This window comes from Aquabacterium sp. T101, assembly GCF_057219775.1.
Window position 1 is genome coordinate 1 of sequence record NZ_JBXVVZ010000009.1, and the last position, 15,349, is coordinate 15,349.

Sequence of the window (15,349 nt, forward strand, 5' to 3'; positions counted from 1 at the left end):
CTCACCGTGGCCGCCGGCGGCCTGTACCCGACCACCCTCGTCATCGTCGGCGGCATCAGCTTCGAGCCCTGAGCACGGCCCGCGCGGGCCGGGCGCGGGTGGGGGCGGACAATGCCGCACCCCACCCGCCGCGAGGACCCGCATGAAGACCTACGACATCGAGGTGCAGCGCCTGAAGTCGCTGCGCCACGACCGGGGCGCGATCGACATCGGCATCGACGCCCTGGTGCTGGCCCGGCCGGCACGCGACGACGGCGCGTCCGCCAGCAGCCTGCGCCTGTCGGTGGACCAGGCCCGCGCGCTGATGCTGCTGCTCAAGCAGCAGTTCGCCGAGCTGGACAAGCTCCAGCCCCGCAGCCGCCGCTCCGGCCGCGCCTGACCGGCCAGGGCGCGACGCCCACCGGTATCCCCAGCACTCCTGGGGTCTTGACCGGGCCGCTAAAGTCCCGCATCCCTCAAGGGGAGTAGCGAGCCCGGCAGCGCATCCCGATGCGCCGCAAGGCAGCCAGGATCGTCAGTACACGGCATGCCGCAGCGTGCCGTCGGTCCCGGCCCGGTGTGCAGTGCCTGCCCGCCGCTCGCCAGACCTTGCAGGTGTTCGCAACACCTTTCTTGCAAGGCTGGTCATGGAAACCATTGCGCCCCTGTGGCTGTGGATCGTCTTTGTCGCGTTCGTGCTCGCGGCGCTCTTCGTCGACTTCGTCGTGCTCAAGAAGCAGGGCGCGCATGAGGTCACCGTCAAGGAAGCGCTGAACTGGTCGCTGGTCTGGATCGCCCTGAGCTTCGTGTTCAACGGCCTGTTCTGGTGGGCCGTGCGGGACACCACCGGCTCGGTGGAAGTGGCCAACGAGAAGTCGCTCGAATTCCTCACCGGCTACCTGATCGAGAAGAGCCTCGCGGTCGACAACATCTTCGTCTTCCTGATGATCTTCACCTACTTCGCGGTGCCGGCGGCGTACCAGAAGCGGGTGCTGATGATCGGCATCATCGGCGCGATCGTGCTGCGCACGGTGATGATCCTGATCGGCGGCTGGCTGCTGGCGCAGTTCCACTGGGTGCTGTACGTGTTCGGCGCCTTCCTGGTGCTCACCGGCATCAAGATGTGGTGGGCCGCGGGCAAGGAGCCCAAGCTCGATGAGAACCCGGCGCTGCGCCTGCTGCGGAAGGTGATGCCCGTGAGCAACTCGTTCGACGGTGAGAAGTTCTTCACCATGGAGAACGGCAAGCGCATCGCCACGCCGCTGCTGATGGTGATCTGCATGGTGGGCCTGACCGACGTGATCTTCGCGGTGGACTCGATCCCGGCCATCTTCGCGATCACGAGCGACCCGTTCATCGTGCTCACCAGCAACGTGTTCGCCATCCTCGGCCTGCGCGCGATGTTCTTCCTGCTGCAGGCGGTGGCCACCAAGTTCCACCTGCTGAACTACGGTCTGGCGGTGATCCTGGTCTTCATCGGCACCAAGATGGTCCTGATCGACGTCTACAAGATTCCGGTGGCGGTGTCGCTGGGCGTGGTGGTGGCGATCCTCGCGATCACGATGGTGATCAGCGTGCGCACGGCGCCCAAGATCCGGAACCAGACGCCGGCCTGAGGCCGGCCCCGGGGCCGCTCCGTTCCCGCAGCCCGCGACCCGGTGGCCCAGGCCGCCGGGCGCGGGCATGTGCGTAAGATGCGGCCGGCATGAACATCCTGATCCTCGGTGCCGGCCGCGTGGGCGAGAGCGTGGCCGAGAGCCTGGCCTCGGAGCAGAACGACATCACCGTCGTCGACACCGACCCCGCCCGCCTGGCCGTGCTGCAGGACCGGCTCGACATCAAGGGCGTGGCGGGCAACGGCATCCAGCCCTCGGTGCTGCGCGACGCCGGTATCGAGGACGCCGACCTGTTCATCGCCTGCGCGCCCCTGGACGAGACCAACCTCGTTGCCTGCAAGGTGGCGCGGCAGCTGTTCAACGTGCCCACCACCATCGCACGGATCCGCAGTCCCGAGTTCCAGGGCGACTCCGAGCTCACCCTCGACCGCAACGGTTTCGCGGTCGACGAGGTGATCTGCCCGGAGGAGTCGGTCACGCGCACGATCCGCAAGCTGATCGAGTACCCCGAGGCGCTGCAGGTGCTGGAGTTCGCCGACGGCCTGCTCAGCCTGGTGGCCGTGCGGGCCGTGGCCGGCGGGCCGCTGGTGCAGCACAGCCTGGCCGAGATCCCCCAGCTGGTGCCGGGCGCGCAGATGCGTATCGTGGCCATCTACCGCCAGGAGGCGGTGCTGCAGGACCTGACCGGCACCACCCGTATCGAGCCCGGCGACGAGGTCTTCGTGCTGGCGGCCACCGACCAGCTGCGCCAGGTGCTGGGCGCGCTGCGCAGGATGGACCGCCCGGTGCGCCGCATCATGATCGCCGGCGGCGGCAAGGTGGGCCTGCGCCTGGCGCGCCAGCTGCAGGGCGAGGTGCAGATCAAGATCCTGGAGACCAACCGCGCCCGCTGCGACTACCTGGCCACGCAGCTGCCGTCGGACATGCTCATCCTGCACGGCGACAGCACCGACGAGGAGCTGATGGGCGACGAGAACGTGCAGGACATGGACCTGTTCCTCGCGCTCACCAGCGACGACGAGGACAACATCATGGCCTGCCTGCTGGCCAAGCGCATGGGTGCGCGGCGCGTGCTGGCGCTGATCAACCGCAAGGCCTATGCGGACCTGGTGCAGGGCACCACGATCGACATCGCGATGTCGCCCGCGCACGCGGTGATCGGCGAGCTGCTGGCCTACGTGCGGCGCGGCGATGTGGAGGCGGTGCACTCACTGCGGCGCGGCGCCGCCGAGGCGCTGGAGGCGGTGGTGCGCGGCGACCGCGGCTCCTGCCGCATGGCCGGCCGCCGCATCGAGGAGGTGGGGCTGCCGCGCGGTGCGCAGATCGGCGCCATCGTGCGCGGCCTGGCCCCGCGCGACGACGACGGCCTGGCCTTGGGCGACAAGCGCGGCGATGCCGCGCCCGAGGTGATCATCGCCCACCACGACACCGTGATCCAGCCCGGCGACCGCGTGATCGTCTTCATGCCCAACCGCAAGCAGGTGCGCGAGGTCGAGAAGCTGTTCCAGGTGGCGGCCACGTTCTTCTGACGCCGCGCGCATGACCAGCCTGCTGCCGCTGCTGCCCATCCTGGGCTTCGTGATCGCCCTGTTCGGGCTGACGATGCTGGTGCCACTGGGCTTCGCGCTGGTCGGCCGCGACGCGGCCCTGGCCGCGCATGGCGTTTCCATCCTCACCACCCTGGCCTTCGGCCTGGCGCTGTGGTGGCTGACCCGGCGCCACAAGCGGGAGCTGCAGCCCCGCGACGGCTTCCTGCTGGTGGCCCTGATCTGGACCGTGCTGCCGGCGTTCGCGATGCTGCCGCTGCTGCTGGCGCTGCCCGACGTGTCCGTGACCGACGCCTACTTCGAGGCCATGTCCGGGCTCACCGCGTCCGGCGGCACGGCCTTCGAGGGTCTGGACCGGCTGCCGCTGTCGATCAACGTCTGGCGCTGCTTCCTGCAGCTCATCGGCGGGCTCGGCGTCGTCGTGATGGCGGTGGCGGTGCTGCCGCTGCTGGGCGTGGGCGGCGCGCAGCTCTACAAGGCCGAGATCCCCGGCCCGATGAAGGACGCCAAGCTCACGCCGCGCATCGCCGAGACGGCGCGCGGCCTGTGGACGGTGTATGGCGTGCTGTCGCTGGCCTGCATGCTGGCCTATCGCGCGGCCGGCATGGGCTGGGCCGACGCCTTCATGCACATGTGCACCACCATGGGCCTGGGCGGGTTCTCGGCCTACGACGCCAGCATCGGCCACTGGAACTCGCCGGCCATCGAGGCCGTGGCCGTGGTGTTCATGCTGATCGCCGGCGTGAACTTCGCGCGCTACTTCGTGGTCTGGCGCGAGCGCTCGCCGCGGGCCCTGCTGCGCTGCCGCGAGACCCGCGCCTACCTGCTGGTGCTGGTGGGTACCACGGTGCTGATCACGCTGTACCTGGTGGCCCACGAGACCTACACCGACGTCGGTCAGGCGCTGCGCCACACGGCCTTCCACGTGGTGTCGCTGGCCACCACCACCGGCTATGCCTCCACCGACTACGCGCAGTGGCCGGTGTTCGCGCCGATGCTGATGATCCTGCTGGGCTGCTTTGCCGGCTGTGCCGGCTCGGCCAGCGGCGGCGTCAAGATGATCCGCATGCTGCTGCTGATCAAGCAGGCCCGCCACGAACTGGTGCGCATCGTGCACCCGCGCGCCGTGCTGCCCGTCACCTTCGGCGGGTCGAGAGTGCCGCAGGAGGTGCTGGCGTCGGTGATCGCCTTCATGGTCATCTACGGCATGACCCTGGCCGGCCTGACGCTGGCGATGCTGTTCACGGGGCTCGAGCCCATCACCGCCGCCACCGCCGTGATCGCCAGCGTCAACAACATCGGGCCCGGTCTCGGCGACGTCGGGCCGTCGGTCAACTTCAAGGGCCTCACCGACCTGCAGACCTGGATCTGCACGCTGGGCATGCTGCTGGGCCGGCTCGAGCTGCTGTCGGTGCTGGTGCTGCTGACGCCGCAGTTCTGGCGCAAGTGAGGCGGTCGCAGTATCGTGCGCCCATGAGACCTCCGATCGACTTCTGGTTCGACTTCTCGTCGCCCTATTCGTACATCGCCAGCGAGTGGGTGGAGGCCGTGGCGGCGCGCCATGGCCGCGCCGTTCGCTGGCACGCCATCCTGCTGGGCGCCACGTTCCAGGCCGCCGAGCTGAAGAGCCCGGTGGCGCACCCGCTCAAGCGCGAATACTCCATCCGCGACTTCGGCCGCTCGGCGCGCTTCGCCGGCCTGCCCTACGTGATGCCGGCGCGCTTCCCGATCCCGACGCAGAACGCGGCGCGCGTGTTCTGGTGGCTGCACGACACCGTGTCGCCCGAGCGCGCCGTGGCCTGGGCGCATGCCGGGCTGCGCGCCTACTTCACCCAGGGCCTGGACTTGTCCGACGCGCTCGTGCTGCGCGACGTGCTGCTTGGCGCCGGCCTCGTCGCCAGCGACGCCGAGGCGGCCTACACCGACCCGGTCTGGAAGGACCGGCTGCGGCGCGAGAACGACGCCGCCATCGCCGCCGGCGTGTTCGGCGCGCCCTTCTTCATGGTCGACGGCGAGCCCTACTGGGGCAACGACCGCCGGGCCCAGATCGAGGCCTGGCTCGGCGGCCAGGCCGACTTCGAGCACACCGTGCTCTAGCCCCGGGAGGCGCCACGCATGAGAAAGACGGTCAAGTCGATGGTCGACGACGCGATGTCGGTCATCCGCACCTACAGCGTCGAGGAAGCGCAGGAACTGCACGGCCGCGACGACGTGCAGTTCGTCGACATCCGCGACGTGCGCGAGCTCGAACGCGACGGCATCGTGCCCGGCGCCTTCCATGCGCCGCGCGGCATGCTGGAGTTCTGGGTCGACCCGGAGAGCCCGTACCACAAGCCGGTGTTCGGCCAGGACAAGCAGTTCGTGCTGTTCTGCGCCGCCGGCTGGCGCAGTGCGCTGGCCACCAAGACGCTGCAGGACATGGGCCTGCCGAAGGTGGCGCACATCGACGGCGGCTACACCGCCTGGAAGGCCAAGGGCGCGCCGACGGCGGCAAAGCCCGCCAAGGGCTGAGCGGGCCGGTGGCAGCGGCCGGGCCGGGTCAGTAGGTCGCGCGGCCGCCCGACAGGTCGAACACCGCGCCGGTGTTGAAGCTGCAGTCGTCGCTGGCCAGCCAGCACACCAGGGCGGCGGCCTCCTCGAGGCGGCCCAGCCGGTTCATCGGGATCTTGGCGCGCACGAAGTCCAGCTGCGACGCCGGCATCTGCTTGATCAACTCGCCCTCGATGGCCGCCGGTGCCACGGCGTTGACCAGGATCTTCTGCTCGACGAGGTCCTTGCCCATCGACTTGGTCAGGCCGATCACGCCCGCCTTGGACGCCGAGTAGGCGGCCTGGTGCCGGTTGCCTTCCTTGCCGGCGATCGAGGCGAGGTTGACGATGTGCCCGCCGCCGCTGGCCACGAGGCGCGGCACCGCGGCGCGCGACACGAAGAACACCGCGTCGAGGTTGAGGTCGAGCACGCGGCGCCAGGAGGCTGTGGTGTGCTGCCAGAAGGGCTCTGTCGGCCCGGTGATGCCCGCGCTGTTGACGACGATGTCGAGCCGCCCGAGCCGGGCGAACGCGTCGGCCAGGGCCGACTCGACCTCGTCCTCCCGCGTCACGTCGACGCGCTGGCACAGCGCAGCGTCGCCGAATTCCGCCCTCGCGCGTTCGAGCGCGGCAGCGTCGATGTCCCACAGCACCACGCGGGCGCCTTCGGCCACCATGCGGCGGGCGGACGCCAGCCCGATGCCCGAGGCGCCACCGGTCAGCAGGGCCACGCGGCCCCCGAAGCGCCCGGCGTCAGCCACCGCGGGGTCCGCCCAGGCGCGCGGCCATCCAGTCCAGCGCCAGCCCGGGCGACCGCGCCCGGGCCTCGCAGCGCGAGCGCAGGTCCGCCAGCGTCTCGGCGCCGTACAGGTGCGGTTCGCGCGTGCCCAGCCGGTTCAGGTTGGGGCCGTTGAGGACGAAGATCCTGGGTGTCACGTCAGGCGGTTGGCGAAGTCGGCGGGCCCGTCGTTTGTAGCCGAAATCGGACGGACGGGCGCCTGCCCGCCGCGCCGCCGCCCGGCCGGGGCCTGCCCGTATGATCGCGATTGACGTTTACGTCAACGTCAATCGACGCCGGCCGGCGAGCCGGCGCGACGCAAAGGAGATGGCATGCCGGCCCTGGCCACGAAGATCAATCCGCGCTCCGAGGACTTCAAGGCGCACGCGGCGGCGATGCGGGCCCTGGTCGACGATCTGAACGCGAGGCTGGCGCGCATCGCCCAGGGCGGCGGCGACGGTCCGCGCGCCAAGCACCTGGCGCGCGGCAAGCTGCTGCCGCGCGACCGCGTCGAGATGCTGCTCGACCCGGACACGCCCTTCCTGGAAGTGGCGCCGCTGGCCGCCCTGGACATGTACGCCAACGACGCCCCCGGCGCCGGCCTGATCGCCGGCATCGGCCGCGTCTGCGGCGTCGAGTGCATGGTGGTGTGCAACGACGCCACCGTGAAGGGCGGCACCTACTACCCGATGACGGTCAAGAAGCACCTGCGCGCGCAGGAGATCGCGCAGCAGAACCGCCTGCCCTGCATCTACCTCGTGGACTCGGGCGGCGCCAACCTGCCGAACCAGGACGAGGTGTTCCCCGACCGCGACCACTTCGGCCGCATCTTCTTCAACCAGGCGCAGATGAGCGCGCAGGGCATCCCGCAGATCGCGGTGGTGATGGGCTCGTGCACCGCCGGCGGCGCCTACATGCCCGCGATGAGCGACGAGTCGATCATCGTCAAGGAGCAGGGCACGATCTTCCTCGGCGGCCCGCCGCTGGTGAAGGCCGCCACTGGCGAGGTGGTCAGCGCCGAGGACCTCGGCGGCGGCGACGTGCACACCCGCCTGTCCGGCGTGGCCGACCACCTGGCGCAGGACGACACCCATGCACTGGCGCTCGCGCGGGCCGCGGTCGCGCGCCTGAACTGGACCAAGCAGCACGGCCAGCGCCTCGTGCCGCCGCGCGCGCCGCTGTACGCCGCCGACGAGCTGCACGGCATCATCCCCACCGACACGCGCAAGCCCTTCGACGTGCGCGAGATCATCGCCCGCATCGTCGACGCCAGCGAGTTCGACGAGTTCAAGGCCCGCTACGGCACCACGCTCGTCACCGGCTTCGCCCACATCGAGGGCATGCCGGTGGGCATCGTGGCCAACAACGGCATCCTGTTCGGCGAGAGCGCCCTCAAGGGCGCGCACTTCATCGAGCTGTGCGGCCAGCGCAAGGTGCCGCTGGTGTTCCTGCAGAACATCACCGGCTTCATGGTCGGCCGCAAGTACGAGAACGAGGGCATCGCCAAGCACGGAGCCAAGATGGTCACCGCGGTGTCCACCGTGGCCGTGCCCAAGTTCACCGTGATCATCGGCGGCAGCTTCGGTGCCGGCAACTACGGCATGTGCGGCCGCGCCTATTCGCCGCGCCTGCTGTGGATGTGGCCCAACGCGCGCATCAGCGTCATGGGCGGCGAGCAGGCCGCCAGCGTGCTGGCCACCGTGCGCCGCGACGGCATCGAGGCCAAGGGCGGCACGTGGAGCGCCGACGAGGAGGCCGCCTTCAAGCGCCCGATCCTGGAGCAGTTCGAGCACCAGGCGCACCCGTACTACGCCAGCGCGCGCCTGTGGGACGACGGCGTGATCGACCCGGCCGACACCCGCCGCGTGCTCGCGCTGGCACTGTCGGCCAGCCTCAACGCGCCGATCCCGGACACGAGGTTCGGCGTGTTCCGCATGTGATGGCGCCGCGTCTGCGTCCCCTGGCGCCGGACGACTCGCTCGAGGCGCTCACGGCCCTGCTGCACCGCGCCTACGCGCGGCTGGGTGCCATGGGCCTGAACTTCACCGCGGTGGACCAGTCCGTGGACACCACGCGCCAGCGCTTCGCCAGCGGGCAGGGCTTCGTGCTCGACGATGGCGGTGCACTGGTGGGCTGCGTCGTCGTGGCCGGGCCGTTCGACCCGCAGCGCACGCCCGGGGCGCTGATGAGCCCGTGGTACCGGCGGCGCGACCTGGCGCACCTGCACCAGCTCGCGGTGGACCCGGCCTGCCAGGGCCGCGGCCTGGGTGACCGGCTCGTCGCCGCCTGCGAGGACTGGGCCCGCGTGCGGGGCTACCGGGCCATCGCGCTGGACACCGCCGAGCCGGCCCACCACCTGCGCGCGCGCTACGCCCGCCTCGGCTACACCGAGGTCGACACCGCGCAGTGGGCGGGCAAGCGCTACCGCAGCCTGATCCTCGTCAAGCCGCTGTCCGGCGCCATGCCGCGCGCGGACGACGCCGCGCACCTCGAAGTCCTGGCCGACGGTCTGGCGGCCGCGGCACCGGAGACCTTGCCGTGAGCGCGTCGCGCCGCATCGTCGCAGCGGTGGTGTTGAGCCTGTGGGTCGCCGGCACGGCGTGGGCGCGCCTGGTCGAGCAGCAGTTCGACCTGCCGGTGCGGGTGACGGATGCGTACGGCAAGGTGTTCGACCAACCCATCAAGGTGACCGTGTTTCTCGATGACGCGAGGCCGGCGCCGCGCCCGTTGCTGCTGCTCAATCACGGTCGGGCCGCCGAAGCGGCCGATCGGGCCCGGATGGGCCGCGCGCGCTATGGCGAGGCGTCGCGGTGGCTGGCATCGCAGGGCTTCGTCGTTGCCGTGCCCACCCGCATCGGCTATGGCGTCACCGGTGGCGAGGACCTGGAGTTCACCGGTGCCTGCCAGGCCAAGCGTTACGAGCCGGGCTATGCGGTGGCCGTCGAGCAGTCGCTGGCCGTGCTGCAGGCCATGCGGGCGCGCCCGGACGTGCTGCCCGATCGCACCGTGGTGATGGGGCAGTCCTTCGGCGGTGTGGTGGCCGTCGCGCTGGCGGCCCAGTCGCCGCCCGGCGTGGTGGCCGCGATCAACTTCGCCGGCGGCGGCGGGGGCAACCCCAAGACCCAGCCGCAGCAGCCCTGTGGCACGCCCCAGCTGGAGCGGCTGTTCGCCGGGTACGGCCAGACGGCGCGCATGCCGATGCTGTGGGTCTACACCGAGAACGACATGTTCTTCGGGCCCGAGCTGCCGCGCCAATGGTTCGCGGCCTACAAGGCGGCGGGCGGCGTGGGCGAGTTCCGCCAGCTGCCGCCGCATGGCGACGACGGCCATGCGTTGTTCACGCGCTTTCCCGAGGCCTGGCAGCCGGTGGTGGCCGAGTTCCTGCGCCGCCAGGGCTTCGGCGTGAAGGAGTGAGGCCATGACCACGCTCGACATCCGACGTCCCTCGCCGCACGTGGCGCAGGTGTGGCTGAACCGCCCCGAGGTGCGCAACGCCTTCAACGACGGCGTGATCGCCGAGCTGACGCAGGCCTTCCGCACGCTCGGCGCCGACCCCACGCTGCGCGTCATCGTGCTCGGCGGCCACGGCAAGGCCTTCTGCGCCGGCGCCGACCTGGGCTGGATGCGTGCGATGGCCGACTACACCTGGGAGCAGAACCGCGCCGACGCGCAGGCGCTGGCCGACATGCTGTGGACCGTGTATTCGTGCCCGCTGCCGGTGGTGGGCCGTGTGCAGGGCGACTGCTATGCCGGCGGCGTGGGCCTGGCCGCCGTGTGCGACGTGCTGCTGGCCGCCGACGGCGTGCAGTTCTGCCTGTCCGAGGCGCGCCTCGGGCTGCTGCCCGCCACCATCGGCCCCTACGTGGTGCGTGCGATGGGCGAGCAGGCGGCGCGGCGCTACTTCGTCACCGCCGAGCGCTTCAGCGCGGCGCAGGCGCAGGCGATGGGCTTCGTGCACGAGGTGGTGGCTGCCGACGCACTCGACGCCCGCGTGGCCGAGGTGGTGACCGCGCTGGTGGCCAACGGCCCGGCGGCGGTCAAGGCCTGCAAGCAGCTCGTCAAGGACGTGGCGGGCCGGCCGATCGACGCGGCCCTGCGCGCCGACACCGCGCGCCGCATCGCCGACATCCGCGCCAGCGACGAGGGCCGCGAGGGCGTGCAGAGCTTCCTCGGCAAGCGCACGCCGGCCTGGCTGCCGCGCGCGGACTGAACCATGCCGCCGCTGCCCGCCGCCATCGACACCACGCACCTGATCGCGCTGGCCGCCGCGCTCGGCTGGGCCAGCGGGCTGCGCCTGTACGCGGTGGTGTTCCTCACCGGCCTGGCCGGTCACCTGGGCTGGGTGCCACTGCCCCAGGGACTGCAGGTGCTGCAGCAGCCCGCCATGCTGTGGGCCAGTGGCGCGCTGCTGCTGGTGGAGTTCGCCGCCGACAAGGTGCCCTGGGTCGACTCCCTGTGGGACACGGTGCACACCTTCATCCGCATCCCGGCCGGCGCCGCGCTGGCGTGGGGCGTGTTCGGCGGCGACCAGGCCACCTGGGCCGCCGTGGCCGCGCTGCTGGGTGGCACGCTGGCGGCCACTGCGCACACCGCCAAGACCACCACGCGCGCGGCGGTGAACACCTCGCCCGAGCCGTTCTCGAACTGGCTGCTGTCGCTGGCCGGCGACGCGCTGGTGCCGGGCATGCTGTGGCTGGCCTGGGAGCACCCGGCGTGGTTCTTCGTCGCCCTGGCGCTGATGCTGGTGGTGATGGTGGCGGCCATCGCGCTGCTGTTCCGTTTCCTGCGCGGGCTCGGACGCCGCCTGCGCGGTCACTTCGCGCCTGCGCAGCCCGACAACGCCCCGATGGGGAGGACCTGACGTGTTCAAGAAGATCCTGATCGCCAACCGTGGCGAGATCGCCTGCCGCGTCGCGGCCACCGCGCGCCGCCTGGGCGTGCGCACCGTGGCCGTGTACTCCGACGCCGACGCCGACGCGCGCCATGTGCAGGCCTGCGACGAGGCGGTGCACATCGGCGGCAGTGCGCCGGCCGACAGCTACCTGCGCTGGGAGCGCATCCTCGAGGCCGCGCGCGCCACGGGCGCGCAGGCGGTGCATCCGGGCTACGGCTTCCTGTCCGAGAACGAGGCCTTCGCCGAGGCCTGCGCGAAGGCGGGCGTGGTGTTCATCGGCCCGCCGCCGGCGGCCATCGCGGCCATGGGCAGCAAGGCCGCGGCCAAGTCGCTGATGGAAAAGGCCGGCGTGCCGCTGGTGCCCGGCTACCACGGCCAGGACAACGACCCGGCGCTGCTGGCGCGGGAGGCGCAACGCATCGGCTACCCGGTGCTGATCAAGGCCAGCGCCGGCGGCGGCGGCAAGGGCATGCGCCGCGTCGACCGCGCCGAGGACTTTGCCGCCGCGCTGGCGTCGTGCCAGCGCGAGGCGCGCGCCAGCTTCGGCGACGACCACGTGCTGGTCGAGCGCTACGTCACCCGGCCGCGGCACATCGAGATCCAGGTCTTCGCCGACACCCACGGCCAGTGCGTCTACCTGTTCGAGCGCGACTGCTCGGTGCAGCGGCGCCACCAGAAGGTGCTGGAGGAGGCGCCCGCGCCCGGCATGAGCGACGCGCGGCGGCGCCAGATGGGCGAGGCCGCGGTGGCGGCGGCGCGCGCCGTGGGCTATGTGGGTGCCGGCACGGTGGAGTTCGTCGCCGAGGAGCTGGACGACGGCGACATCCGCGCCTACTTCATGGAGATGAACACGCGGCTGCAGGTGGAGCATCCCGTCACCGAGGCGATCACCGGGCACGACCTCGTGGAGTGGCAGCTGCGCGTGGCCGCCGGCCAGCCGCTGCCGGTGAGTCAGGCCCAGCTGGCGATGCGCGGCCACGCGATCGAGGCGCGCCTGTGCGCCGAGAACCCCGACGCCGGCTTCCTGCCGGCCACCGGCACGCTGCACGTGGCGCGCTGGCCGCAGCACGTGAGCTTCGAGCGTCACGACTCGCTGCCGCGCATCGACCGCGGCTTCGACGAGGGCGACGCGATCAGCCCGCACTACGACTCGATGATCGCCAAGCTGATCGTCTGGGGCGAGACCCGGGCCCAGGCCCTGGCCCGGCTCGACGCCGCGCTGGCGCGCACGCACATCGTCGGGCTGGCCACCAACGTGGCGTTCCTGCGCCGCGTGCTGGGCACGGCCTCGTTTGCCACCGCCGACCTCGACACCGCGCTGATCGAGCGCGAGCGCGCCGCGCTGTTCGAGGCCGCGGCGCTGCCGCTGGAATGCGCGGCCGCCGGCGTGGTGGCGCGCGAGCTGGCGCTCGAGGCGGCGCAGCAGGACGCCGACCCCTGGTCGCGGCGCGACGGCTGGCGCCTGCATGGTGCCGCCACGCGGCGCTTCGACCTCGACGTGGCCGGCACGCGCCACGCCGTGTCCTTGCAGCGGCTGCACGACGGCGCGCTGACGCTGATCGCGGGCGACGCGCGCTGGCCGCTGTCGGTGCGCGCGCTCGGCGCCGACCGCCACGACGTGCAGCTGGGCGACCGGCGCTGGACGCTGGCCGTCTATGCCGAGGGCGAGCGCATCACGGTGTTCGCGCCCGAGGGCACGCTGTCGCTGCAGGAGGTGGACGCCCTGGCCCATGCCGGCGAGGGCGCCGCGGAAGGGCGCCTGACCGCGCCGATGCCGGGCAAGGTGGTCTCGTTCCTGGCCCGGCCGGGCGACACGGTCAAGGCTGGCCAGGCGCTGGCCGTGATGGAGGCGATGAAGATGGAACACACCATCGCCGCGCCGCGCGACGGCACGGTGGCCGAGCTGCTCTACGGCGTGGGCGACCAGGTGGCCGAGGGCGCCGAGCTGCTGCGCCTGGCCGCGCGCGACTGAACCCGCGCGGTGCTCAGTGGCCGAGCCAGCGGCTGGGCGAGAACCACGACGGCTTCGCGTCGCGTTCGTCGTCGGCGCGGCGCGCTGCCGCGCCCGTCGCCGGCAGCGGCCGGCTGACGCCGAAGCCCGACGTGTCGCCGGCCCAGTCCTGCGCCGGGCCGGGGTGCTGCCCGGTGGCCTGCAGGCGCGCGGCCTGCTGTTCCTTCGCATACAGCTTGCCGGCGGCGCGGAACTGGCGCGCCAGCAGCGGCAGGTCGGTGTCGACCATCGCGTCGCACACCAGCAGCACGTCGCGAGCGTATCGTTCGTCGTCGAGCGTGCGCCGGGCGTCCACGCCCGTGCCGAGCATGTGCCTGAGTTTCAGGTCGATGCGCTGGGCGATGACGGTGCGTGGGTCCATGGGAACTCCCTGAGTGAGACGGAGTGTTGGGGCCCGCGTCCGCGCCCGCCATCCCCCGCTTGCGGGCACCGGAGCTCCGTTACATTGGCCTTCTGAAACAAGCGAGGATTCCGTCACGATGAGCACGCTGCCTTCCCGCGTCACGATCGTCGACGTCGGCCCGCGCGACGGCCTGCAGAACGAGAAGGGCACCGTGGCCACCGCCGACAAGGTGGCCCTGGTGCACCGCCTGCAGGCCGCCGGGCTGCGCGAGATCGAGGTCACCAGCTTCGTGTCGCCCAAGTGGGTGCCGCAGATGGCCGACAACGCTGCGGTGATGGCGGCCGTGCAGCGCGCGCCGGGCGTGCGCTACAGCGTGCTGGTGCCCAACCTCAAGGGCCTGGAGGCGGCGCTGCCGACGCGGCCCGACGAGGTGGTGGTGTTCGGCGCCGCCAGCGAGGCGTTCAGCCGCCGCAACATCAACTGCGGCATCGACGAGAGCATCGAGCGCTTCCGCCCCGTGGTCGAGGGGGCGCTCGCGGCCGGCCTCAGGGTGCGTGGCGCGGTCAGCTGCGCCCTCGGCTGCCCCTACCAGGGCGAGGTGGCACTGGACGACGTCGAGCGCGTGGTGCGCCTGATGAAGGGCATCGGGGTGCAGCACGTGGGCATTGCCGACACCATCGGCGTGGGCACGCCGGGCCGCGTGCAGGCCGCGCTGGAGCGGGCGCTGAAGCACTACCCGCTGCACGAGGTCAGCGGCCACTTCCACGACACCTACGGCCAGGCGCTGGCCAACATCTACGCCAGCCTCGAACTGGGCATCCACGTCTTCGACACCAGCATCGCCGGGCTCGGCGGCTGCCCGTATGCCAAGGGCGCCACCGGCAACGTGGCCACCGAGGACGTGGTGTTCATGCTGCAGGGCCTGGGCATCGACACCGGGCTCGACCTGGAAGCGCTGGTCGACGCCGGGGCGTTCATCTCCGGCGTGCTCGGCCGCCCGCCGGTGTCGCGCGCCGGCAAGGCGCTGCTGGCGCGGCGCGAGAAGGCCGCGACCGCCGCCGCATGACGGCGCCGCTGCCCGGGGACGAGCGCCCGGAAGGCTTTCGCCGCGTGCAGGCGGCCCTGGCCGCGCGCGGCCATCCGCACGCGCCGCGCTGGCTCGACGTCAGCGCGCGCACCTCGCAGGAGGCGGCCGACGCGCTCGGCGTGGCGCTGGGCCAGATCGCCAAGAGCGTGATCTTCCGGCGCAAGGCCGACGACCGCGCGGTACTGGTCGTCACGTCCGGCGACCGCCGCGTCGACGAGAAGAAGGTGGTGGCGCTGGCCTGCCGCGACAGCGGCGGCACGCTCGGCCGCGCCGACGCCGACTTCGTCAAGGCGCGCACCGGCTTTTCCATCGGCGGCGTGGCGCCGCTGGCGCATGCCGAGCCGCCGGTCACGCTGATCGACCGCGAACTGTTCCGCTTCGACACCGTGTGGGCGGCGGCCGGGCACCCCAACGGCGTGTTCGCGCTGGCGCCGGCCGACCTCGAGGCCCTGACCGGCGGCGCCCCGGTGGCCGACGTGACGCAGCCGCCGGGCTGAGGCGATGCCCGCTGGGGCCCCAGGGCGGGCGGACTGTGGGACCATCCGGCATCCCGTCCCCGAGCCCCG

The 15,349-nt window shown here is 71.9% G+C and carries 16 protein-coding genes and 1 pseudogene; 14 read left to right on the plus strand and 3 right to left on the minus strand.

Translation table 11 applies throughout. From position 1 onward, the window contains the following. The first annotated feature begins 142 nt into the window (after positions 1-142). The 6 genes from AC2EAQ_RS17345 (at position 143) to AC2EAQ_RS17370 (ending at position 5,653) form a co-directional block, all read left to right on the plus strand. Positions 143-379: a hypothetical protein gene (locus AC2EAQ_RS17345; protein WP_484645691.1), complete on the plus strand. Its 237-nt coding sequence runs from the start codon at positions 143-145 to the stop codon at positions 377-379. 247 nt (positions 380-626) lie between these two features. Further along, a complete protein-coding gene (locus AC2EAQ_RS17350) occupies positions 627-1,595 on the plus strand; it encodes a TerC family protein (RefSeq protein ID WP_484645692.1) in 969 nt (322 codons plus the stop codon). Between the two features lie 89 nt (positions 1,596-1,684). Then, positions 1,685-3,124 carry a Trk system potassium transporter TrkA gene (gene trkA, locus AC2EAQ_RS17355; RefSeq protein ID WP_484645693.1) on the plus strand — a complete coding sequence of 480 codons (1,440 nt, stop codon included), beginning with the start codon at positions 1,685-1,687 and terminating at the stop codon, positions 3,122-3,124. Between the two features lie 10 nt (positions 3,125-3,134). Beyond that, positions 3,135-4,592 (plus strand): TrkH family potassium uptake protein, encoded by a 1,458-nt coding sequence (locus AC2EAQ_RS17360; RefSeq protein WP_484645694.1) that lies wholly within the window; start codon positions 3,135-3,137, stop codon positions 4,590-4,592. A 23-nt stretch (positions 4,593-4,615) separates the two neighbouring features. Beyond that, a complete protein-coding gene (locus tag AC2EAQ_RS17365) occupies positions 4,616-5,239 on the plus strand; it encodes a 2-hydroxychromene-2-carboxylate isomerase (RefSeq protein ID WP_484645695.1) in 624 nt (207 codons plus the stop codon). Positions 5,240-5,257: 18 nt separating this feature from the next. Continuing rightward, a complete protein-coding gene (locus AC2EAQ_RS17370) occupies positions 5,258-5,653 on the plus strand; it encodes a rhodanese-like domain-containing protein (RefSeq protein WP_484645696.1) in 396 nt (131 codons plus the stop codon). A 28-nt stretch (positions 5,654-5,681) separates the two neighbouring features. On the opposite strand, the gene AC2EAQ_RS17375 is transcribed toward AC2EAQ_RS17370, so the two are convergent. Together AC2EAQ_RS17375 and AC2EAQ_RS17380 are read right to left on the minus strand one after the other, a co-directional pair. Next, positions 5,682-6,431, minus strand: coding sequence for an SDR family NAD(P)-dependent oxidoreductase (locus AC2EAQ_RS17375; protein WP_484645697.1), 750 nt, complete (start codon positions 6,429-6,431; stop codon positions 5,682-5,684). A gap of 28 nt (positions 6,432-6,459) precedes the next feature. After that, positions 6,460-6,606 (minus strand): annotated as a pseudogene (locus tag AC2EAQ_RS17380) (type II 3-dehydroquinate dehydratase); the annotation flags it as partial. Between the two features lie 174 nt (positions 6,607-6,780). Here AC2EAQ_RS17380 and AC2EAQ_RS17385 point away from each other — a divergent pair. The 6 genes from AC2EAQ_RS17385 to AC2EAQ_RS17410 are packed head-to-tail and all read left to right on the plus strand — an operon-like array spanning position 6,781 to position 13,314. Continuing rightward, positions 6,781-8,388 (plus strand): carboxyl transferase domain-containing protein, encoded by a 1,608-nt coding sequence (locus tag AC2EAQ_RS17385; protein ID WP_484645698.1) that lies wholly within the window; start codon positions 6,781-6,783, stop codon positions 8,386-8,388. Further along, positions 8,388-8,990, plus strand: a complete 603-nt coding sequence (locus AC2EAQ_RS17390) for a GNAT family N-acetyltransferase (RefSeq protein WP_484645699.1) — start codon at positions 8,388-8,390, stop codon at positions 8,988-8,990. Before AC2EAQ_RS17385 ends, AC2EAQ_RS17390 begins: the two co-directional genes overlap by 1 nt. After that, positions 8,987-9,862: a dienelactone hydrolase family protein gene (locus AC2EAQ_RS17395; protein WP_484645700.1), complete on the plus strand. Its 876-nt coding sequence runs from the start codon at positions 8,987-8,989 to the stop codon at positions 9,860-9,862. Before AC2EAQ_RS17390 ends, AC2EAQ_RS17395 begins: the two co-directional genes overlap by 4 nt. A 4-nt stretch (positions 9,863-9,866) precedes the next feature. Next, entirely contained in the window at positions 9,867-10,658 is a 792-nt protein-coding gene (locus tag AC2EAQ_RS17400; protein WP_484645701.1) for an enoyl-CoA hydratase/isomerase family protein, read from the plus strand. 3 nt (positions 10,659-10,661) lie between these two features. Further along, positions 10,662-11,309, plus strand: a complete 648-nt coding sequence (locus AC2EAQ_RS17405) for a DUF4126 domain-containing protein (protein WP_484645702.1) — start codon at positions 10,662-10,664, stop codon at positions 11,307-11,309. A gap of 1 nt (position 11,310) precedes the next feature. After that, a complete protein-coding gene (locus AC2EAQ_RS17410; RefSeq protein ID WP_484645703.1) occupies positions 11,311-13,314 on the plus strand; it encodes an acetyl/propionyl/methylcrotonyl-CoA carboxylase subunit alpha in 2,004 nt (667 codons plus the stop codon). A 13-nt stretch (positions 13,315-13,327) separates the two neighbouring features. On the opposite strand, the gene AC2EAQ_RS17415 is transcribed toward AC2EAQ_RS17410, so the two are convergent. Next, entirely contained in the window at positions 13,328-13,714 is a 387-nt protein-coding gene (locus AC2EAQ_RS17415) for a hypothetical protein (RefSeq protein ID WP_484645704.1), read from the minus strand. Positions 13,715-13,832: 118 nt separating this feature from the next. On the opposite strand from AC2EAQ_RS17415, the gene AC2EAQ_RS17420 reads away from it, so the two are divergent. After that, positions 13,833-14,762, plus strand: a complete 930-nt coding sequence (locus AC2EAQ_RS17420; RefSeq protein WP_484645705.1) for a hydroxymethylglutaryl-CoA lyase — start codon at positions 13,833-13,835, stop codon at positions 14,760-14,762. After that, positions 14,759-15,280, plus strand: a complete 522-nt coding sequence (locus AC2EAQ_RS17425; RefSeq protein WP_484645706.1) for a YbaK/EbsC family protein — start codon at positions 14,759-14,761, stop codon at positions 15,278-15,280. The genes AC2EAQ_RS17420 and AC2EAQ_RS17425 overlap by 4 nt, the downstream gene beginning before the upstream one ends. Positions 15,281-15,349: the final 69 nt, after the last annotated feature.

Bases quoted from the DNA above. Each gene is read 5' to 3' on its own strand.
- AC2EAQ_RS17385 (WP_484645698.1), top strand. From the start codon at position 6,781: ATGCCGGCCCTGGCCACGAAGATCAATCCGCGCTCCGAGGACTTCAAG.
- AC2EAQ_RS17350 (WP_484645692.1), top strand. From the start codon at position 627: ATGGAAACCATTGCGCCCCTGTGGCTGTGGATCGTCTTTGTCGCGTTC.
- AC2EAQ_RS17365 (WP_484645695.1), top strand. From the start codon at position 4,616: ATGAGACCTCCGATCGACTTCTGGTTCGACTTCTCGTCGCCCTATTCG.
- AC2EAQ_RS17360 (WP_484645694.1), top strand. From the start codon at position 3,135: ATGACCAGCCTGCTGCCGCTGCTGCCCATCCTGGGCTTCGTGATCGCC.
- AC2EAQ_RS17405 (WP_484645702.1), top strand. From the start codon at position 10,662: ATGCCGCCGCTGCCCGCCGCCATCGACACCACGCACCTGATCGCGCTG.
- AC2EAQ_RS17415 (WP_484645704.1), bottom strand. From the start codon at position 13,714: ATGGACCCACGCACCGTCATCGCCCAGCGCATCGACCTGAAACTCAGG.
- AC2EAQ_RS17420 (WP_484645705.1), top strand. From the start codon at position 13,833: ATGAGCACGCTGCCTTCCCGCGTCACGATCGTCGACGTCGGCCCGCGC.
- AC2EAQ_RS17390 (WP_484645699.1), top strand. From the start codon at position 8,388: ATGGCGCCGCGTCTGCGTCCCCTGGCGCCGGACGACTCGCTCGAGGCG.
- AC2EAQ_RS17370 (WP_484645696.1), top strand. From the start codon at position 5,258: ATGAGAAAGACGGTCAAGTCGATGGTCGACGACGCGATGTCGGTCATC.
- AC2EAQ_RS17400 (WP_484645701.1), top strand. From the start codon at position 9,867: ATGACCACGCTCGACATCCGACGTCCCTCGCCGCACGTGGCGCAGGTG.
- AC2EAQ_RS17345 (WP_484645691.1), top strand. From the start codon at position 143: ATGAAGACCTACGACATCGAGGTGCAGCGCCTGAAGTCGCTGCGCCAC.
- AC2EAQ_RS17425 (WP_484645706.1), top strand. From the start codon at position 14,759: ATGACGGCGCCGCTGCCCGGGGACGAGCGCCCGGAAGGCTTTCGCCGC.
- trkA (WP_484645693.1), top strand. From the start codon at position 1,685: ATGAACATCCTGATCCTCGGTGCCGGCCGCGTGGGCGAGAGCGTGGCC.